Source organism: Streptomyces sp. NPDC096105 (assembly GCF_044763335.1).
Taxonomy (GTDB): Bacteria; Actinomycetota; Actinomycetes; order Streptomycetales; family Streptomycetaceae; genus Streptomyces.
Genome location: NZ_JBIWGC010000017.1, coordinates 59528 through 75206, shown reverse-complemented (window position 1 = coordinate 75206; position 15679 = coordinate 59528). Strand labels below are relative to the sequence as shown.

Annotated in this window: 12 protein-coding genes; 3 read left to right on the top strand and 9 right to left on the bottom strand. The window is 74.2% G+C overall.

Features of this window, described 5'->3' with window-relative positions:
- Positions 1 to 45: 45 nt before the first annotated feature.
- A complete protein-coding gene (locus ACIQ8B_RS24375) occupies positions 46 to 786 on the bottom strand; it encodes a hypothetical protein (protein WP_403549574.1) in 741 nt (246 codons plus the stop codon).
- Positions 787 to 959: 173 nt separating this feature from the next.
- On the opposite strand from ACIQ8B_RS24375, the gene ACIQ8B_RS24370 reads away from it, so the two are divergent.
- On the top strand, positions 960 to 2360 hold the full coding sequence (locus ACIQ8B_RS24370) for a BTAD domain-containing putative transcriptional regulator (protein WP_403549572.1): 1401 nt from the start codon (positions 960 to 962) through the stop codon (positions 2358 to 2360).
- Between the two features lie 28 nt (positions 2361 to 2388).
- Here the strand turns inward: ACIQ8B_RS24370 and ACIQ8B_RS24365 are convergent, their stop codons facing one another.
- The 3 genes from ACIQ8B_RS24365 to ACIQ8B_RS24355 form a co-directional block, all read right to left on the bottom strand.
- Positions 2389 to 2604, bottom strand: coding sequence for a hypothetical protein (locus ACIQ8B_RS24365; RefSeq protein ID WP_403549571.1), 216 nt, complete (start codon positions 2602 to 2604; stop codon positions 2389 to 2391).
- Between the two features lie 223 nt (positions 2605 to 2827).
- Positions 2828 to 4354, bottom strand: coding sequence for a hypothetical protein (locus tag ACIQ8B_RS24360; protein WP_403549569.1), 1527 nt, complete (start codon positions 4352 to 4354; stop codon positions 2828 to 2830).
- A gap of 235 nt (positions 4355 to 4589) precedes the next feature.
- On the bottom strand, positions 4590 to 5912 hold the full coding sequence (locus ACIQ8B_RS24355; RefSeq protein ID WP_403549567.1) for a hypothetical protein: 1323 nt from the start codon (positions 5910 to 5912) through the stop codon (positions 4590 to 4592).
- A gap of 319 nt (positions 5913 to 6231) precedes the next feature.
- Between ACIQ8B_RS24355 and ACIQ8B_RS24350 the strand changes: the two genes are divergently transcribed.
- Entirely contained in the window at positions 6232 to 9267 is a 3036-nt protein-coding gene (locus ACIQ8B_RS24350; protein ID WP_403549565.1) for an AfsR/SARP family transcriptional regulator, read from the top strand.
- Positions 9268 to 9403: 136 nt separating this feature from the next.
- Here ACIQ8B_RS24350 and ACIQ8B_RS24345 read toward each other — a convergent pair whose 3' ends face one another.
- From ACIQ8B_RS24345 to bla, 4 genes are all read right to left on the bottom strand, one after another.
- Positions 9404 to 10357 (bottom strand): pyridoxal-phosphate dependent enzyme, encoded by a 954-nt coding sequence (locus tag ACIQ8B_RS24345; protein WP_403549563.1) that lies wholly within the window; start codon positions 10355 to 10357, stop codon positions 9404 to 9406.
- The gene (locus tag ACIQ8B_RS24340) at positions 10354 to 11070 is read right to left on the bottom strand and encodes a transcriptional regulator (protein ID WP_403549561.1); all 717 of its coding nucleotides are present in this window, start codon (positions 11068 to 11070) and stop codon (positions 10354 to 10356) included. Before ACIQ8B_RS24340 ends, ACIQ8B_RS24345 begins: the two co-directional genes overlap by 4 nt.
- A complete protein-coding gene (locus ACIQ8B_RS24335; RefSeq protein ID WP_403549559.1) occupies positions 11070 to 11456 on the bottom strand; it encodes a RidA family protein in 387 nt (128 codons plus the stop codon). The genes ACIQ8B_RS24340 and ACIQ8B_RS24335 overlap by 1 nt, the downstream gene beginning before the upstream one ends.
- A gap of 240 nt (positions 11457 to 11696) precedes the next feature.
- On the bottom strand, positions 11697 to 12611 hold the full coding sequence (bla, locus tag ACIQ8B_RS24330; RefSeq protein WP_403549557.1) for a class A beta-lactamase: 915 nt from the start codon (positions 12609 to 12611) through the stop codon (positions 11697 to 11699).
- Between the two features lie 253 nt (positions 12612 to 12864).
- Between bla and ACIQ8B_RS24325 the strand changes: the two genes are divergently transcribed.
- Positions 12865 to 13410 (top strand): sigma-70 family RNA polymerase sigma factor, encoded by a 546-nt coding sequence (locus tag ACIQ8B_RS24325; protein WP_403549555.1) that lies wholly within the window; start codon positions 12865 to 12867, stop codon positions 13408 to 13410.
- A gap of 203 nt (positions 13411 to 13613) precedes the next feature.
- Here ACIQ8B_RS24325 and ACIQ8B_RS24320 read toward each other — a convergent pair whose 3' ends face one another.
- Positions 13614 to 15608: a BTAD domain-containing putative transcriptional regulator gene (locus tag ACIQ8B_RS24320; RefSeq protein WP_403549553.1), complete on the bottom strand. Its 1995-nt coding sequence runs from the start codon at positions 15606 to 15608 to the stop codon at positions 13614 to 13616.
- Positions 15609 to 15679: the final 71 nt, after the last annotated feature.

The following is a 15679-nucleotide window of genomic DNA, read 5'->3' as shown; positions in this document are numbered from 1 at the left end:
GGAACCGCGCTCCGGGAGGGCGAAGCCTGATCCGACGCGGGCCGGTCACGGAGCCAGCCGCAGCAACACCTCCCCGTCGGACGCCTCGACCTCGAACGCGGTGATCTCCTGCTGGAGCAGCGAGCTGCTGCCGGCCAGGTTCAGCCGGGGCCGTCCCTCGCCCGGCTGCGCGTCTCGCCTGCCGGACACCGCCCAGTTGCAGATCACCTCCCGGCGCGACGACTCGCCGATGGCGACGAGCGAGCACCGGCGCGGGCCCTCCACTCCGCTCAAGGTGAGCCGGACCTCGGTGCCCCAGCGCCGCGCCCGCGTCTCGACCTCCCCCTCAACACCTGTCAGGACATCGCGGGCGTGCAGCGAGCGGACCGGCCCGGCCACCAGTGCCTGTCGTTCGGCGGAGTTCTGGCCAGCGTTTCCCGCCACCGCCACCGCCATACCGCCGCCGAAGATCAGTCCGGCTGCGAAGGCGACCGCGACCGCGAGGTGCGTGTGCCGTCCGCGCTGCCCCGCGTCGCCGGCCGGGCCGATCGCCCCGGTCCCGGTCACCGCCGGCGCCTCGCCTCGCAGTGCCGCGATCGCCCGCTCGGGGTCCGGTGCCGGAGGGATGCCCATCAACTCGCTGGGCGACACTCCGGACAACAGCCGTATGACCTGCCGGAGTTCCGCCCGCTCCCTCCGGCAGGAAGGGCAGCCGCGCAGATGGGCGGCGTGTGCCGCGTCCCGCGGTTCGTCCCGACCGGCCAGCATCTCGGCCGCCAGGTCGGATTTCGCCTGTTCGCAATTCATGACCACTCCTGCGCTTTCCCCCGCGCCACCACCTCTGGAACGTCGTGGCCGCCCTCCCGGTTCACCCCGGCCCCCCGCGTCCCGATCGAAGTGAGCAGGAAACCGGTCTGCCGTGTGAGCAGTGCGCCGGACGACGATGTGCTCGTCAGGGTGACCGCCGGCAGGGGGAGCAAGTGACCGAGACCACGCAGAAGCCCGGAACGGACCGGCCGACCGCGAACGGGGCACACGCCGCCCGCCACAGGGCCGGCGCACCCCTGTACGTGGACGTCCTCGGTCCGCTCCGGCTGCGCCGCGAGGGCGAGCCGGACGTCCTGGACCTGGGACCACCGCAGCGCCGCGCACTCCTGCTGCGGCTGCTGATCGCGGACGCCTGTCCGCTGAGCGTGCGCCGCCTGTGCCACGACCTGTGGGACGGTGAGCCGCCGGCCGCCGCCGCGTCCTCCGTCCAGGCGCACATCAGCAGGCTGCGCACGACGCTCAACCCGTCCGGTCCCAACCCCGACGCCGCGGTGCTCCGGCGCGAAGCGACCGGATACGTCCTGCGGATGCCCGTGGAGCACCGGGACAGCACGCTCTTCACAGCGGCCACCAACCGGGCCCGTGCCCACTTCGACGCCGGCCGCACGCGACAGGCGCTGCGAGAGGCGGAGGCGGCCCTGTCCCTGTGGCGCGGCGAACCGTACTACGACGCCCAGGGCCGCCGTTACGCCCAGGGCGAGGCGTACCGCATGACGGAACTCCGCTCCCAGGCTCAGGAATTGCGGGCGCGGGCCCTGTACGAGGAGGGAGACCACCCGCGGGCCGTCGCCGCGGCCGAAGAGATCGTCGCCCGGGAGCCGCTACGCGAGTCGTCATGGGTGGTCCTGCTGTACGCCCTCTACGCCTCGGGCCGGGCCGCCGAGGCGCTCGGACGCTTCGAGACGGTGCGCCGCACGCTGGCCGACGAAATCGGCGCGGACCCCGGACCGGAGCTGCGCCGGGCCCACGAGGACATCCTGCGGCACGAGGTCCGCGGCACCGGCAGGAGCGGCCCGTCGCCGTGGGCGCCCGGTGCCGTACGGCTCCGAAGGGTGCCCCGGCCCACCACCGGCCCGGCGCAGGAGGCGGCGGGCGCAGGCGGGGACGGACCGGCCGGGCACGGTGGCGTCCGCGAGGCCGCGCACCGGCCGGCCCTCGGCACGGCCCCGGGGCCCCGAGCCCCGGCGCGGCCCACCGAAGAGCTGTGCCGGCTCCTCAATGCCGTCGCCGCCACAACCGGAGCAGGTGACGACGACGGCACCCGCTTCCTGAACGAGCTGTGCCGCCGGTCACCGGAAGCTCTCGCGCGCGCCCTGATGACGGCGGCCGTCTCCGTTCAGGAGCCCGGTGGGACGGACGTCTCCGGAGGCCACGGCGCCGCGCAGCACGGGACGGTGATCGCGCTGCGGCCGGTGACCGACGCGCCACTCGCGACGGTGGTGCCGCTGCACGGGTACCGGCGACACCGGGCCGAGGCCCGGAGCGGGATGACCACCGGCACTCCTTCGCCCCGGCGGCGTCGGGTCGGCACCGAACGCGTGCAGCCCAGCTGACGGACGTCTCGGCCCTGGCGGACGGCCGTCAGCCGGCCGGCACCGCCTGGCCCAGGACCAGGCGTGCAGCCGTGCTCATGTCATCAGTGCCGACCCGGTCGGCGACGGTGACCGTACCGTCGTTGCGAGAGACGCCGGGGGCCCGCATCAGGCCGATCTCCCGGGTCCGTTCGACCACCGACAGCTCCTTGCCGTCCAGGGCCTCCGCGAGCGGGGAGACGCGCGCACCGTGGTCAGGGCCCATGTACATCGCCTCGTTGTCGGTGCTGGACGCGTCGGTGATGATCGCGGCGAGCGTGACCTGCCCGGTCCGGAAACACGTGGGCCGAGCCCGAACCGGTGGGCCGCTCCGCTCGTAGACGGGGGCGAGTGGAGTCGCCCCGCGCGGCCGGGACCGGCCCACCGTACGCACGGGCAGAGACAACGAGAGGGTGGAATGTCCGCCGACACCGACGGCACGGTCGAGTTCACCGAGATCCACCGGGCCCACTACGCGGACGTCGTGCGCTCGGCGGGCGGGTGACCTGCGGACGAGCAGCCGGCGGGCGGGCCATTCCAGCACCGGAATCCGCACCGGCTACCGCACCCGCACCCGCCTGCCCCGGTACCGGAAGCAGCACCGGCCCCCGCGTCAGGGCGACGCCGTGGCGGACGGCCATGCGGGTGGCGTCCCGCAGGGCTTCCCCCGTCATGCCGCCGACGCGCAACTCGGCGTAGCGGCGCAGCTGCGGGTGCAGGGTGTTCAGCACCAACTCGCAGGCGCGCAGCAGCGACGGGTCGGTCTCGCTCCCCCGCCAGGCCACTTCGATGACGAACCGTTCGGGGTCCACCGGCCGGTGGGCGGCGTGCGCCGGCGGGACCGAGCGCTCCTGGAGCAGGGCGCCGGGGCGCGTCAGCGTCAGCCGCCGCCGGTCCGACAGTTCGACCGTGCCGTCGCCGGACAGCCGCCCCTCGGCCAGCGGGGACCGCAGCCGCACCCGTCGCGGAGGCTGTCGCCGTGCCGTGCCGTTCGTGGGCAGGCACCGTACGGTGCCCACGGTCGGCCGCCGGGTCGGCCGTCCGGCGGCGTCGGTCAGGGTGACCGTGTGCGGAGCGCCCAGTGCGTCGTCGGCCGAGGTCAGCGGCAGGCCGGTCAATACCTCCACCTCCATGCCGAGCAGGTCGGCCACCTCCTGGGCGACCGGGAGCACGTCCTGGTGAGCGCCGGGCGCCAAGGCGGTCGCGTCGCGCGCGTCGCCCGGCAGCGCGGCGAGCGCGGTGGCGACCGCCGCGGCGGGCGCGGGACGTCCGCGGGCGCCGCCGATCAGCACCAGCGGCCGGTGCTCGTCGGGCGGGACGGCGTAGGCGAGGTGGCCGGGACCGGTCGACACGTCGCCCGCACCGCGTACCAGCACCCCGGCCGGAACGGCGTCGACGACGCAGTCGCCGTCCAGCCGACGGGGCAGACGCTCGTACGCCGCCTGCCAGGGCGGGGCCGGATCGCGGGGGCCGAGCACCTCCGTCCCGCCTTGCGGCCGGAAGCGGCACCAGGTGGCGCGGCGGTCCCCCGCGCCGTATGCGAACAAGGAGCCGTCGGGGAGGGCGGCGATCGCCCCCTGCGCGGCGATGACCCGCAGACCCCAGATGTCGGCGATCCGCTCGGCCAGCGGGGCGCGGCCCCCGGTTCGCTCGGCCGCCGCGTCGGCCAGCGCCGGGCGTACTTCCTCGACGCCCTCCTCGGCGAGGGAGTCGAGCACCTCACCAAGCGCGGGCCACAGCGCGGCGTGACCGGCAGCGACGGCGCCGACGACCACGGTCACGACCGACGCGTCCCTGCGCAGCGAGCGCCACGCTCCCACGTCCTCTCCCGGCGGGTCCTCGTAGGGCGAGTGGACCAGCCGGACGCCGTCCGACACCTCCGTCCGCAACTCGCCTCCCACAGCGGTCCCCTGAGCACCGGGCTCCGTCTCCCGGCGGCCGGCCAGCCGGGAGACCACCGCGCCGATCCGCTTCACCGCGCACCCGCCCGTCGCGCGCCACGGCGTGTACGGCGGCCCGCGGTCGCATCGCGGACGACGGGGTGACGCCGCCCAGGGGACGGCTGTGGAAGCCTGCCCGGGACATACGGCAAGTGGTTTCCCTTCCGCACGCGCCGGAGCGTCATCTTCTCCCCCTTCGGGCGAGTACGGCCGCGCAGCGATGCAAACGACCGGCTTCCTCAGGTGGCAACGGGAAACGGCCGATCACGGTTCACGCCGGCGCCCCGGTCGCGGGTGCCGCCTCGCGCGAGGCCGCCGGACCGCGCAGCGCAGCGAGCACGCGGGCGCTCGACAGGGGGGTGGTGTCCGGCGCGTCCTCGTGCCGCAACCGGCGCATCCGTCCTTCCAGATCGCGCGCGAGCGCCATCGCGGTGCCGGAGAGCACGGGGGCGGCGCCGGTGGGCGGTTCCGCCGGCGTGCAGGGGCCGTCGTCGGCCGGGAAGGACAGCTCCTCGACGTCCACGGCCCACTGGCACACCGGCAGCACCGTCGCGCGGCAGGCACGGTCGAAAGCCAGGGCCATGTTCCGGGCGTCATGGGTGGCGGCCGTCCGCAGGACGTCACGCAGCACCAGCGCGTGAGCCAGCCCCATCGACGCGTCCAGCGCGAGCAACGGCTGGCACGACAGCGATGCGGTGCCGATCCCGAGGACGCCCAAGGCCACCGGTTCCCCGGCCACGACGTACTCCCGTCGGGTGCTCGCCGCGACGACGGTGGTCAGCACGTCACCGGGCGCGGGAGGGCCGTCGGGCAGGAGGCCGGGGGGAGCGCAGGCGAGGACCGCACGGTGCCAGGCGGCCGTACTGGCCAGCGGGTACAGCGCTTCGTCGTCGCGCACGCACAGGACGACGGACCTTTCCCCGGCCTCGGGCGCCGTGCTCACGATCCAGGCGCCTGGTCCCCGGACCAGCTGCCACGCCGCCCGCCCGGCCTCGGGACCACAGGCGGGGAGCCGGGCCGCGTAGCAGCGGTACCCGCTGTCCCGGGAGCCCCCGCCGGGCCGGACGGCCCCCAGGTCGGCGAGCATCCGGGGCATCGGTGAACGACGGCCGGTGGAGTCCACCACCAGGTCGGCGAAGACGGCCTCGCCGTCCTCGGTCAGGACGCCCCGCACATGCGGGCGCCCGGGGATCCGCCCGTCGCTGAGCAGGGCCGTCACGTCGATGTCCCCACGGAGGGTCAGCCCGGGCATCCCCGCGACGGCCTCGGTCAGCACCGACGCGGCGACGGGCAGGCCCAGCACCACTCCCGCGCCTGTGCGCTCCGTACCCGTGGCGGTCCCGCCTTCGAGGGGAGTGCCGCGGGCGGTGAGCGCCGCGGCCACGGAGGGGAGTTCGGCCCTCAGCGCCGCCATCGTCTCGGGCCACAGCACACAGGTGCCGGTGACCGGGTCCCGGGCGGGCCCGCCGGTTTCCCGCACGCCGGTGGCCGCCTCCGGCGGGCGCCCGATCAGGGTCACCTGATGCCCCTCCGCTGCCAGGAGCAGAGCCGCGGTGAGCCCCGTGAAGCCGGCTCCCCACACCACTACGCGCATCAGTGCTTCCTTCCCGTCGGATGAATTGGCGACGGTCAGGGTGCGGGCAGCCGGTGTTCACTCAACAGATCATTTCCCTGCCCGTTTCCCGCCGTTTCGCTTCCCCGCCGCTCGGGCCGGCGCCCGCGGCGCCGGAACGACACCCGTCGGTATGGCGCCCGATTCCCGGCAACCTCCTCATACCGGACTCGAACCTGTTCGACCTCCTGCTCGTAGGTTCGGTGCGAGAACGCCGAGGTCGACGCGGAGTCACCGCATCACCCGATTGGCGTCGGCCCCCCATCGGGCACTGACTGCGGAGCGCGCTACGGAGAACAAGATGCCGGGTACGACCGACGACCTCTGGCTCGGGGTTCTCGGACCGCTGCTCGTCCAGCGGGCGGGGCAGGTCCTGGACGTCGGGCCGCCCAAGCGCCGGGCTCTCGCTCTCCGCCTGCTGCTGGAGGACGGCCGGGCCGTGTCGGCCGACCGGCTCTGCGAGGACCTGTGGCCGGGGCGGTCGCCCACCCGCGCGGTGCAGTCCCTGCACTCGCACATCAGCCGTCTGCGGGCGGTGCTGGAGCCGGGCCGGCCCGCACACGGCAAGGCCGGGATCCTGGTCCGCGAGACCCGCGGCTACGCCCTGCGCGTCCCCTCCGACGCTCTCGACAGCGTCCGTTTCGAGCAGGCGGTCGCGCGCGCCGGACGGCTGCTGGCCGACGGCAGGTCCCGCAGGGCGTGCCGGGAGATCGAGTCGGCGCTGTCCCTGTGGCGCGGGGCGCCGCTGGAGGACGCGCAGGACTATCTGTTCGCCGCGCGGCAGGCGGCGCGGCTCAGCACGGCGCTGGTCGCCGCCGAGGAGCTGCACATCTGCGCCCTGGTGCAGGACGAGGACCTGCACCGCGCGGTCGGTGAGGCGGAGGCACTGATCGTCCGGCACCCGCTGCGCGAGATCACCTGGGCGCTGCTGATGTGCGCGCTGTACCTCACCGGACGTCACGCCGACGCCCTGTCCCGCTTCGAGGAGCTGCGCAAGAGCCTGGCCGAGGAGCTGGGGCTGCGGCCGAGTCCGGGACTGAGCGCTCTGCAGGAGGCGATCCTCCGGCACGACCTGGAGTTCGTCCGGCGCATGGCACGGTCGGTGCTCACCCCCGGGCTGGACCACGACCCCGCGGCCGCGGCCGACCCGGCCTTCCGGATTCGCCGCACCCCTCCGGGTACGCCCGGAGGCAATGCCGCGAGCGTCACCGGCGCCGACAGCAGACCGTCGATACGCACGGTGGCCGCCCCGGCCGCCGTCGGCGGGTTGCTCCGCTCCTCCCCCCTGGTCTTCCAGCCGACGCTGCGGCCCGCCCAGCTCCCTCCCGAGTCACCGCTGTTCACGGGCCGCCGCGGTGAGCTGGAGTCCATGCACGCGGCCCTGCGCGACACCCAGCAGAAGGGGACGGCCCCGCCGGTGATCCTGGTCGGCGGGGCCCCCGGGGTGGGCAAGACGACGCTCGCCCTGCGCTTCGCCCACCAGGTCGCCGGTCGTTTCCCCGACGGCCAGCTCTTCGCCGACCTGCGCGGCTTCGACGACAGCGGCACGGCCCGGGACACCGCCGAGGTGCTCCAGGAGTTCCTGACCTCGCTGGGCACGTCCCTGTCGGCCGTTCCCGCCTCGGTGAGCCACCGTACGGCGCTGCTGCGCACCGTCCTGGCGCGCCGCCGCGTCCTGCTCTTCCTGGACAACGCGCGCGACGAGGAGCAGGTCCGTCCGCTGCTGCCCAGCACGCCGGACTGCATGGCCGTGGTCACCAGCCGCAGCGAGTTGCACGGCCTGCTCGCCGCGGAGGGAGCCCGATCCATCACCCTGCACGTGCCTCCGGTGGAGGAGGGCCGGGCGATCCTGACCCGGCGGCTGGGCGCGGCACGGGTGGAGGCCGATCCCGAGGCCGCCGAGGACATCGTCCGGCTCTGCGCGGGACTGCCCCTGGCCCTGGCCGTCGCGGCGGCCCGGGCGACGCTGCATCCCGAGTTCACCCTGCGGGCCCTCGCGGAGGAGTTGCGCGCCGGCGAGCGCACCCTCGACGCCTTCTCGGGAACGGGCGACAGCGGCGACGTACGCGCCGTCTTCTCCTGGACCTACCGTGCACTCTCCCCGCGGGCGGCACGCCTGTTCCGCCTGCTGGCGCTGCACCCGGGGCCGGACATCTCCACCGCGGCGGCGGCGAGCCTCGCGGACCTGCCGGTGCCGCAGACCCGCGCCGCCCTGACCGAACTCACCCGGACCCGGATGCTCGCGGAGAGCTCCGTGGGGCGCTTCGCCCTGCGCGATCTGCTGCGGGTGTACGCAGGCGAGCTGGTCCGGGAGCAGGAGACGCCGTCCGCGCGCACCGCGGCGCTGCTGCGGGTCTACGACCACTCCCTGGACGCCGCCCGCACCGGCGCGCCCGGTCCGTGCCGCGTCCCGGTCAGCCCGGACCCGCCCTCGACGGCCAAGGCCGTGCCCGAGCGGCCGGCCGGGACACAGGAGACCCTGCGGTGGTTCGCGGCCGAGGAGCAAGTGCTGCACGCCCTGCTGCGCCAGGCGGCGCGGGACGGGTTCCACCGTCACGCGTGCCGGCTGGCGTGGTGGCTGCAGGGCTACTTGGACGCCGACGGGCGTTCCGCCGACGCCGTGGCGGTCCTGGGCGTGGCGCTGGATGCGGCGCGGGCCGCCGGGGACGCGCGGGAGCAGGCGAGGTTGCACCGGGCGCTCGCGGGCTGCCTGGGCAGGGCCGGAAGGCACGGGGAGGGTCTCGACCATCTCGACAGGGCGGCCGACCTGCTGGAGCACGTGGACGACTACCTGGAGCACGCGTGGCTGCACCTGTCGTTCGGGGCGCTGCTGCACGCCGCAGGGCGTGACGGCGCCGCGCTCCACCGGAGCGTCGAGGCATTGCACATGGCGCGGGAGCACGGTGACCTGGTGACGGAGGCGGACGCCTGCAACTCGGTGGGCTGGACGCTGTCCGTGCTGGGCCGCCCGCGGGAGGCGCTGGCTTACTGCCGCCGGTCGGTGGCGGGGCTCCGCCGGGCGGGCGTCACGCAGCGGGAGGCGTACGCCTGGGACAGTCTCGGGCACGCGCTGCACCGTCTGGGCCGCCACCGCTGGGCCGTCGGCTGCTACCGCACAGCGCTGCGGCTGATGCGGGCCTGCGGTGACGCCTACACCCCCGTCGGCACGTTGGTGCGTTTGGGTGACGCCGGCCGGGCCGCCGGTGACGCGGCGTGCGCCCGGCTGGCGTGGGGCCGGGCGCTCGCGCTCGCAGAGGAGCGGCCGGACGCGCATCCGCTCGACGACATCCGCGACCGGCTCAGGAGCCTGGCGGTACCCGGCCGGCCCGGCGGCTGACAGCGGTGCCCGCGCGGGTGAACCGCGACGCGCGCGGGCGTGCCACCGGATGCCGCCCCATCGGGGCCCCAACGGCCCCACGTCCAAGACCCCCGCGGACGTGGGGCCGTTTCCGTACGCCCCGGGGCGCATTGCGTCAGCCGAGGAGCTGGGCGAACCGCTGGGCGTCGATGTTGCCGCCGGAGACGATGACGCCGACGCGGCGGGGCAGCGGATCGATCCGGCCCGCCAGCAGCGCGGCCAGCGGGGTGGCACCGCTGGGCTCCATGACCGTCTTCATCCGCTCGAAGGCCAGGCGCATGGCGGCCCGGATCTCGTCGTCACTGACCAGGACGATGTCGTCCACCAGCTTCTGGTTCACTGAGAAGGTGAGTTCGCCGGGGATGTCGGCGGCCTGTCCGTCGGCGATGGTGCGCGGCACCGGCACGGAGACGCGCCGGCCCGCCTCCAGCGAGCGCTTGGTGTCGTCCCCGCCCTCCGGCTCGACGCCGATGACGCTGATGCCCGGCAGCAGTCCCTTTGCGGCGGTAGCGCTGCCGGCGATCAGCCCGCCGCCGCCGACGGGGACCACGAGGGCGTCGAGTTCGCCGACCTCCTCGATGAGTTCGAGGGCGGCGGTACCCTGGCCCGCGATGACGTCGGGGTGCTCGTACGGCGGAATCAGGGTGAGTCCGCGGTCGGCCGCGAGCGCTTCGCCGATGGCGACCCGGTCCCCGGTGTAGCGGTCGTAGGTGACGACCTCGGCGCCGTAGCCGAGCGTCGCCTCGACCTTCGAGCGCGGGGTGTCCTCGGGCATGAGGATCACCGCGGTCGTGCCGAGTTCGCGGGCGGCCAGCGCGACGGCCTGGGCGTGGTTGCCGGAGGAGTAGGCGGCGATGCCCCGGGCGACCTGCTCGGGAGTCAGCCGGGAGGCCGCATTGTAGGCGCCGCGGAACTTGAAGGCGCCGATGCGCTGGAGGTTCTCGCACTTCACGTACACCTCGGCGCCCACCAGGGCGTCCAGGGTGCGGGAGCGCATCACCGGTGTGCGGTGCGCCACTCCCGCGATCCGCGCGGCGGCGTCCCGTACGTCCTCGATGGTGACCGTCATGTCCGTTCTCCGTCCCGATCGGTGTCCTGGGGCCCGGTGCCGTCCTGGTGCGGCGCGGGCGGGGTCTGTCTGGCCTGGGCGAGGTAGTTGTAGGCGGAGGCCCGGGAGATGCCGAGTCGTTCGGCGACCCGCTGAGCCGCGCCGCGGACCGCGAAGACGCCGTCGGCGTCCAGCGCGGCGAACAGGCGCAGGCGTTCGTCGCGGCCGAGGGCGCTCCAGGGCTTGCTCTGGCGCAAGTGGTGCGCGTCGACGAGGGAGTCGACGACGGAGTCGATGTCGTTGCCGAAGGTCGTCGTGGGCAGCGGGGCCGGTTCGGCGACACCGGCCAGGCCCGCGATCAGGACGCTGGCCTGCTGGACGGCGGTGATGTCGAGGTTGACGCACAGCGCGCCGAACACGGTGCCGGCCGAGTCGCGCAGCACCATGCTGGACGACTTGAGGAGCTTTCCGGTCTGGGTGCGCGTGAGGTAGTTCAGCTCGTCGTCGGCCTCGTCGCCGCGGGCGACGAGGCCCATGCCGATCTCGCTCATCGCCCCGCCCACCTCGCGTCCGGTGACCGAGCCGGCGATGGCCACGACCGAGCGTTCGGGACGGCGGAAGTCGTGGACGACCACCTCGCAGAAGGAGCCCAGGGTCGCGGCGATGCCGTCGACGACCGGGGCAAGCGCCGCGAGGATCGCGTCCTGCTCCCGGGCCTGCTCCTCGGGCGTCATCACGCGGCCCCGACGGCCGTCCGCACGCGGGCGAGGGCCTCGATCTCCACGCAGCCGCCGTACGGGAGCGCCGCCACGCCGACGCAGGAACGGGCGGGCCGGGGCTGGACGAAGAACTCCGCGTAGGCGGCGTTCAACCGGTCCCGGTCGGCGATGTCGGTCAGGTAGGCCACGACCTGGACCACGTCGGCGCGTGTCGCGCCGGCCGAGCGCAGCGCCTCGTCCAGGTTGGCGAACGCCTGGGCGCACTCGGCCTCGAAGCCGCCCGGCACGAGCACTCCGGGCTCACTCACCCCCAGCCGCCCGGACACCGCCACCAGGTCTCCGTTGCGATAGGCGACCGAATAGGGGTGATCCTCGGTCTCGTTCAGCTCTGTGTGCGGCATGTCCACGCCTCTCGATGACAGGTGCCGTCGACTCCTCGCAAGTCACTGGACTCAAAATCTAGCACCTGGACTTAAATTCCAGAACCTCCGGGCATCCGATCCGCTCCCCTTGAACCGGGCGGGCCCACCGGACGTTGGACGGGACAGGAGGTCCCGCCGCCGCTCACGCCCCCCCGGGACGGGGGCGGGACCTCCCATCCCCTGCCCCGGCGGCGAGCCGGAACAGGGGGCGGTCACCACTCAGCCCACGGCGGCGGCAGTGAGGGCCGCGGCCCGCACGAGCAACGGCTCGTCCGCCGGCGCCTGCGGCTCCGGCCGGGTGGACAGGACCGCGAGCACGACCGGCTCCTCCCTCGGGGTCCAGGCCACGCCGACGTCGTTGGTGGTGCCGTACTTCCCGGTTCCCGTCTTCTCTGCGACCGTCCAGTCCGCGGGCAGGCCCGCCCTGAGACGGTTGTCCCCGGTGGTGTTCGCCAGCAGCCATCCCGTCAGACGCTCCCGGTCCGCGGGCGCGAGCGCACGGGTGAGGACGAGCCGCGCGTACGTCCGGCCGATGGCGAGCGGGGAGGTGGTGTCCGTCCTGCGGCCGGGTTCGGCCGAGTTCAGGTCCGGCTCCCAGCGGTCCAGCCGCGTCACGTCGTCACCGACCGAACGGCAGAAGCGGGTGACCGCAGTCGGACCGCCCAGTTCCCCCAACAGCAGGTTCATCGCGGTGTTGTCGCTGTGGGTGATGGCCACGGCGCACAGGTCGGCGACCGTCATGCCCCGGGCCAGGTTCTCGGGCAGTCCGGTGACCGGGGCATACCCGGACCGCTCGACGTCCTCGACGCCGTACCGGACCACCTTGTCCAGGAAGCTCCCGTCCCGGTCGAGGTCCCGGAGCACCGCTGCGACGGCGGGGGTCTTGGACACGGAGCAGATGGGGAACAGCTCGCCGGCCCGGTGGCGCACCGTCCTGCCGGACACGGTGTTCCAGGCGAACACTCCGAGGCGCGCACCGTGCCGGCGCTCCAGGTCCCGCAGCGCTCCCACGGTCCCGTCCCGCCGCCCGGCGGCGTGCGCCCCGGGCACCGCCGACGCCCCGGCGAGGGCCGCGCCGGCACCGGCGAGCAGCAGGGAGCGACGGCTCCAGGTCTTGGCCGTACTTGATCGCACGTGTCGTCCTTTCACGAACTGCGCGGCAGGGACCGGGCCGGACCCGGCCGTCCGTGAACGGACACGGACTCGCAGGCGCGACTGCCTGCCGGTACCACGCCGTCCGCGGGCGAACAGTTCATCGGGGCTACGAACTCACGGAATCCCGTGCAGCCGAAAGACGCCCACAAGCAGCAACGATATGGAAAATTAATTAATCCCCCATTGATATTGGTCTTGGACCGATTGGCCCTCGGGGTGGTTTGCTCTGCCCATGCCCCTATTGACGACCACGGACGAACGGCGTGACCAATTCATCCGTGATGTGTACGAGCAGCACGGAGGATTGACGCTGCGGTACGCCGCCCGGCTGCTGGGCGGCGACTGGCACCGAGCCGAGGACGTTCTCCAAGAGGCGGCCCTGCGCGCGTGGAAGCACGCCACCGCGCTCGGCCTGAACGCGTCCGAGGTACGGCCGTGGCTGTGGACCACGGTGCGCAATCTGACGATCGACCATCACCGCGGCGAGAAGCGGCGGCCGGCGGACTGCACGGAACTCGGCACCCTCGACCTGCCCGTGCCGGACCCGACCGACCGGCTGCTGCGCGGCCGGCTGGTGCTCGACGCCCTGTCCGACCTGACCGACCAGCAGCGGCAGGTGATCTACCTGCTTTACTACGGCCAGTTCAATACCGCGCAGGCCGCCGAGCACCTCGGAATACCCGTAGGAACCGTCAAGTCACGCTCCTATTACGCGCTGCGCGCGCTGAGGCGGACCCTGGAGGTCCGGGGGGCCGTCGGCGACCTCGTCCCAGGTTGAGCGGTAGCCGACGGCCCACCACTGGCCCTGGTCCGGTGAGGAGCAGGACGACAGGTAGGTGTGCAGATTGCCGGAGCCGGTGTCCAGGCGGTTGTTCAGCGCGACATTGCGCAGCAGAGATGCCGAGTAGGCACTGCCACGGCTGGCGACGGACCCCCTGGTCGAAGGACTTCGCACGGATTCGGACCACACCCCGAGGTGCCCTACCGGGGACCGTTGAGCCCCTCGGACAGCTCCCGCAGACATGCCGAGACCGGTCCGAAGGTGACGAGACCGCTCTGGGCACCCGCCAACTCTGCCTCAGCGGGCTGCAGTTGGCGGACCGCCCGGCGCATCGTGCCGTGGTCGCCCACCGCCGCGGCCGCCTTGCCCACCACACACCACAGGGCCTCGAACATGAGATCGCGCGGCGGTGAGGCGATGCCCTCCAGCGCCGCGCGCGCGGCCTCAGCCTGCCCCGCTCCCACCAGGAGCCACGGGCGCACCCAACTCTCGTACGGTCCCCAGTCCGCCTCGGCGATGTCCTCGGGCGGCACGACGCCGTGAGACAGGTACAGCCCGAGCCGGGCCATCGGCAGCAGCCCGTTGCGCAGCCCCGGCATCCCCGCGCCTTCCAGGGCGGCGTCGGCCCCCCGATACGCCTCGTCGGCCGCGGCGAGCGGACCGGTCAGGGCCGTGCGCAGGGCCCGGTACCAGGTGGTGAAGACACCTACCAGCGGAAGACCGTAGCGCTCGGAGAGCCGGTCGGCGGCCACCGCGTGCTGTTCGGCCCCGGCGAGGTCGGACACCGCGCAGCGTGACTGGAGCCGGATGAGGTGTCCGAGGACCTCGTACGTCACGAGGTCGTTGCGCTGCGCCAGGGAGACGATCTCGGCGCCGAGGGCGTCCCGCCGGGGGGACAGCCCCGCGCGCTGGAAGGTCTGCATGAACACGCCGTTGAGCGCGAAGGCCAGCAGCGGCCCGTCCTCCAGGCCGCGCGCGAGCTGCTCGGCCTGCCGGGCCGCCTGGTAGGCGCGGGCCCGCTCGCCGGAGGCCGCCGTCTCGGCGGGGAGGGTGCCGCGGGACTCCACGGCGACGGTGGCCAGCAGCCGGGCGCGGGCCGGGCCGTGGACGCCGGCGGGCAGCAGCCGCAGGGTGCGCTCGGCGGCGTCGACCAGCCACTGGGCCTGCTCGGGGTCGTCGGAACGGGTCCAGACCGCCGGCACGTCGTAGATGCCGATGACGCGGGCGGTGAGTTCCGGGTCGCCGAGCTGCTCGGCAGCGGCCACGGCGGACACCCGGTGACGGCGGGCCGCCTCCAGGCCCCCGCCGCCGGTGACCGCCAGATCTCGCATCAGCCCGGCGGTGGACTCCAGCCGGGCCCGCGCGTACGAGGGGACCACGCGCTCGTAGGCCGCGGTGGCCTCCGCCCAGACCTGGGCGGCCGTACCGCCCGGGCCGGGGTCGAGGTGGCCGGCCTGGCGCAGGACGTCGGTCTCCAGCCGACGCAGTTTCGGTCCCGGGTCGATGCCCATCTGCTCGCCGAGCAGCCGTCGGGCCCGCCGTACGACCGAGAGCGCGTCGCTCTGGCGTCCCGACCGGTAGAGCGCCAGCACCAGCAGGTACCAGCCGTCCTCGCGCCAGGGATGCTCGGTGACGTACGCGTCCAGGTCCGGGACCGCCTGGGCGGCGGCGCCCAGGGCGAGCTGCGCCTCGGCGCGGCGCTCCACGGCCTGGCAGTTCAGTTCCCCCAGCCGGGAGCGTTCCGCGCGCACCCAGCCGGCGTCGTCGAGACCGGCGTAGGCGGGGCCCCGCCACCAGCCGAGCGCCTCGGTGAGGCGGCTGACGGCCTCGGCGGGCGGCAGTTCGGCGGCGGAGGCGATGGCGCGCTCGAAGCGCCAGGCGTCCACGTCCTCCTCGGCCGCTTTCAGGGCGTAGCCCGGCCCCTCGGTGACCAGCAGCCGGGGCTTGGCGCGGGGCGGCCGGTCGGGTTCGAGGGCGCGGCGCAGCGCGGCGACGAAGGTGCGCACGGCACTCACCGCGTCCGCCGGCGGCTCATCCCAGAGATCCTCCACGAGCCGTGCGACGGGAACGATACGGCGGCGCGCGACGAGGAGCCGGGCCAGTACCGCCCGGTGTCTGGGACCCTTCAGGGCGACCGGGTCCCCCTGTGGGTCCCAGGCTGCCACCGGCCCCAGGACGCCCAGTGTCAGACCCATCGACGTCGTCCGTTCTGCCAGGGAATCACGAGGTCAAACGTACAGCGCTCATAGGTTGCTCATTCGCCGCC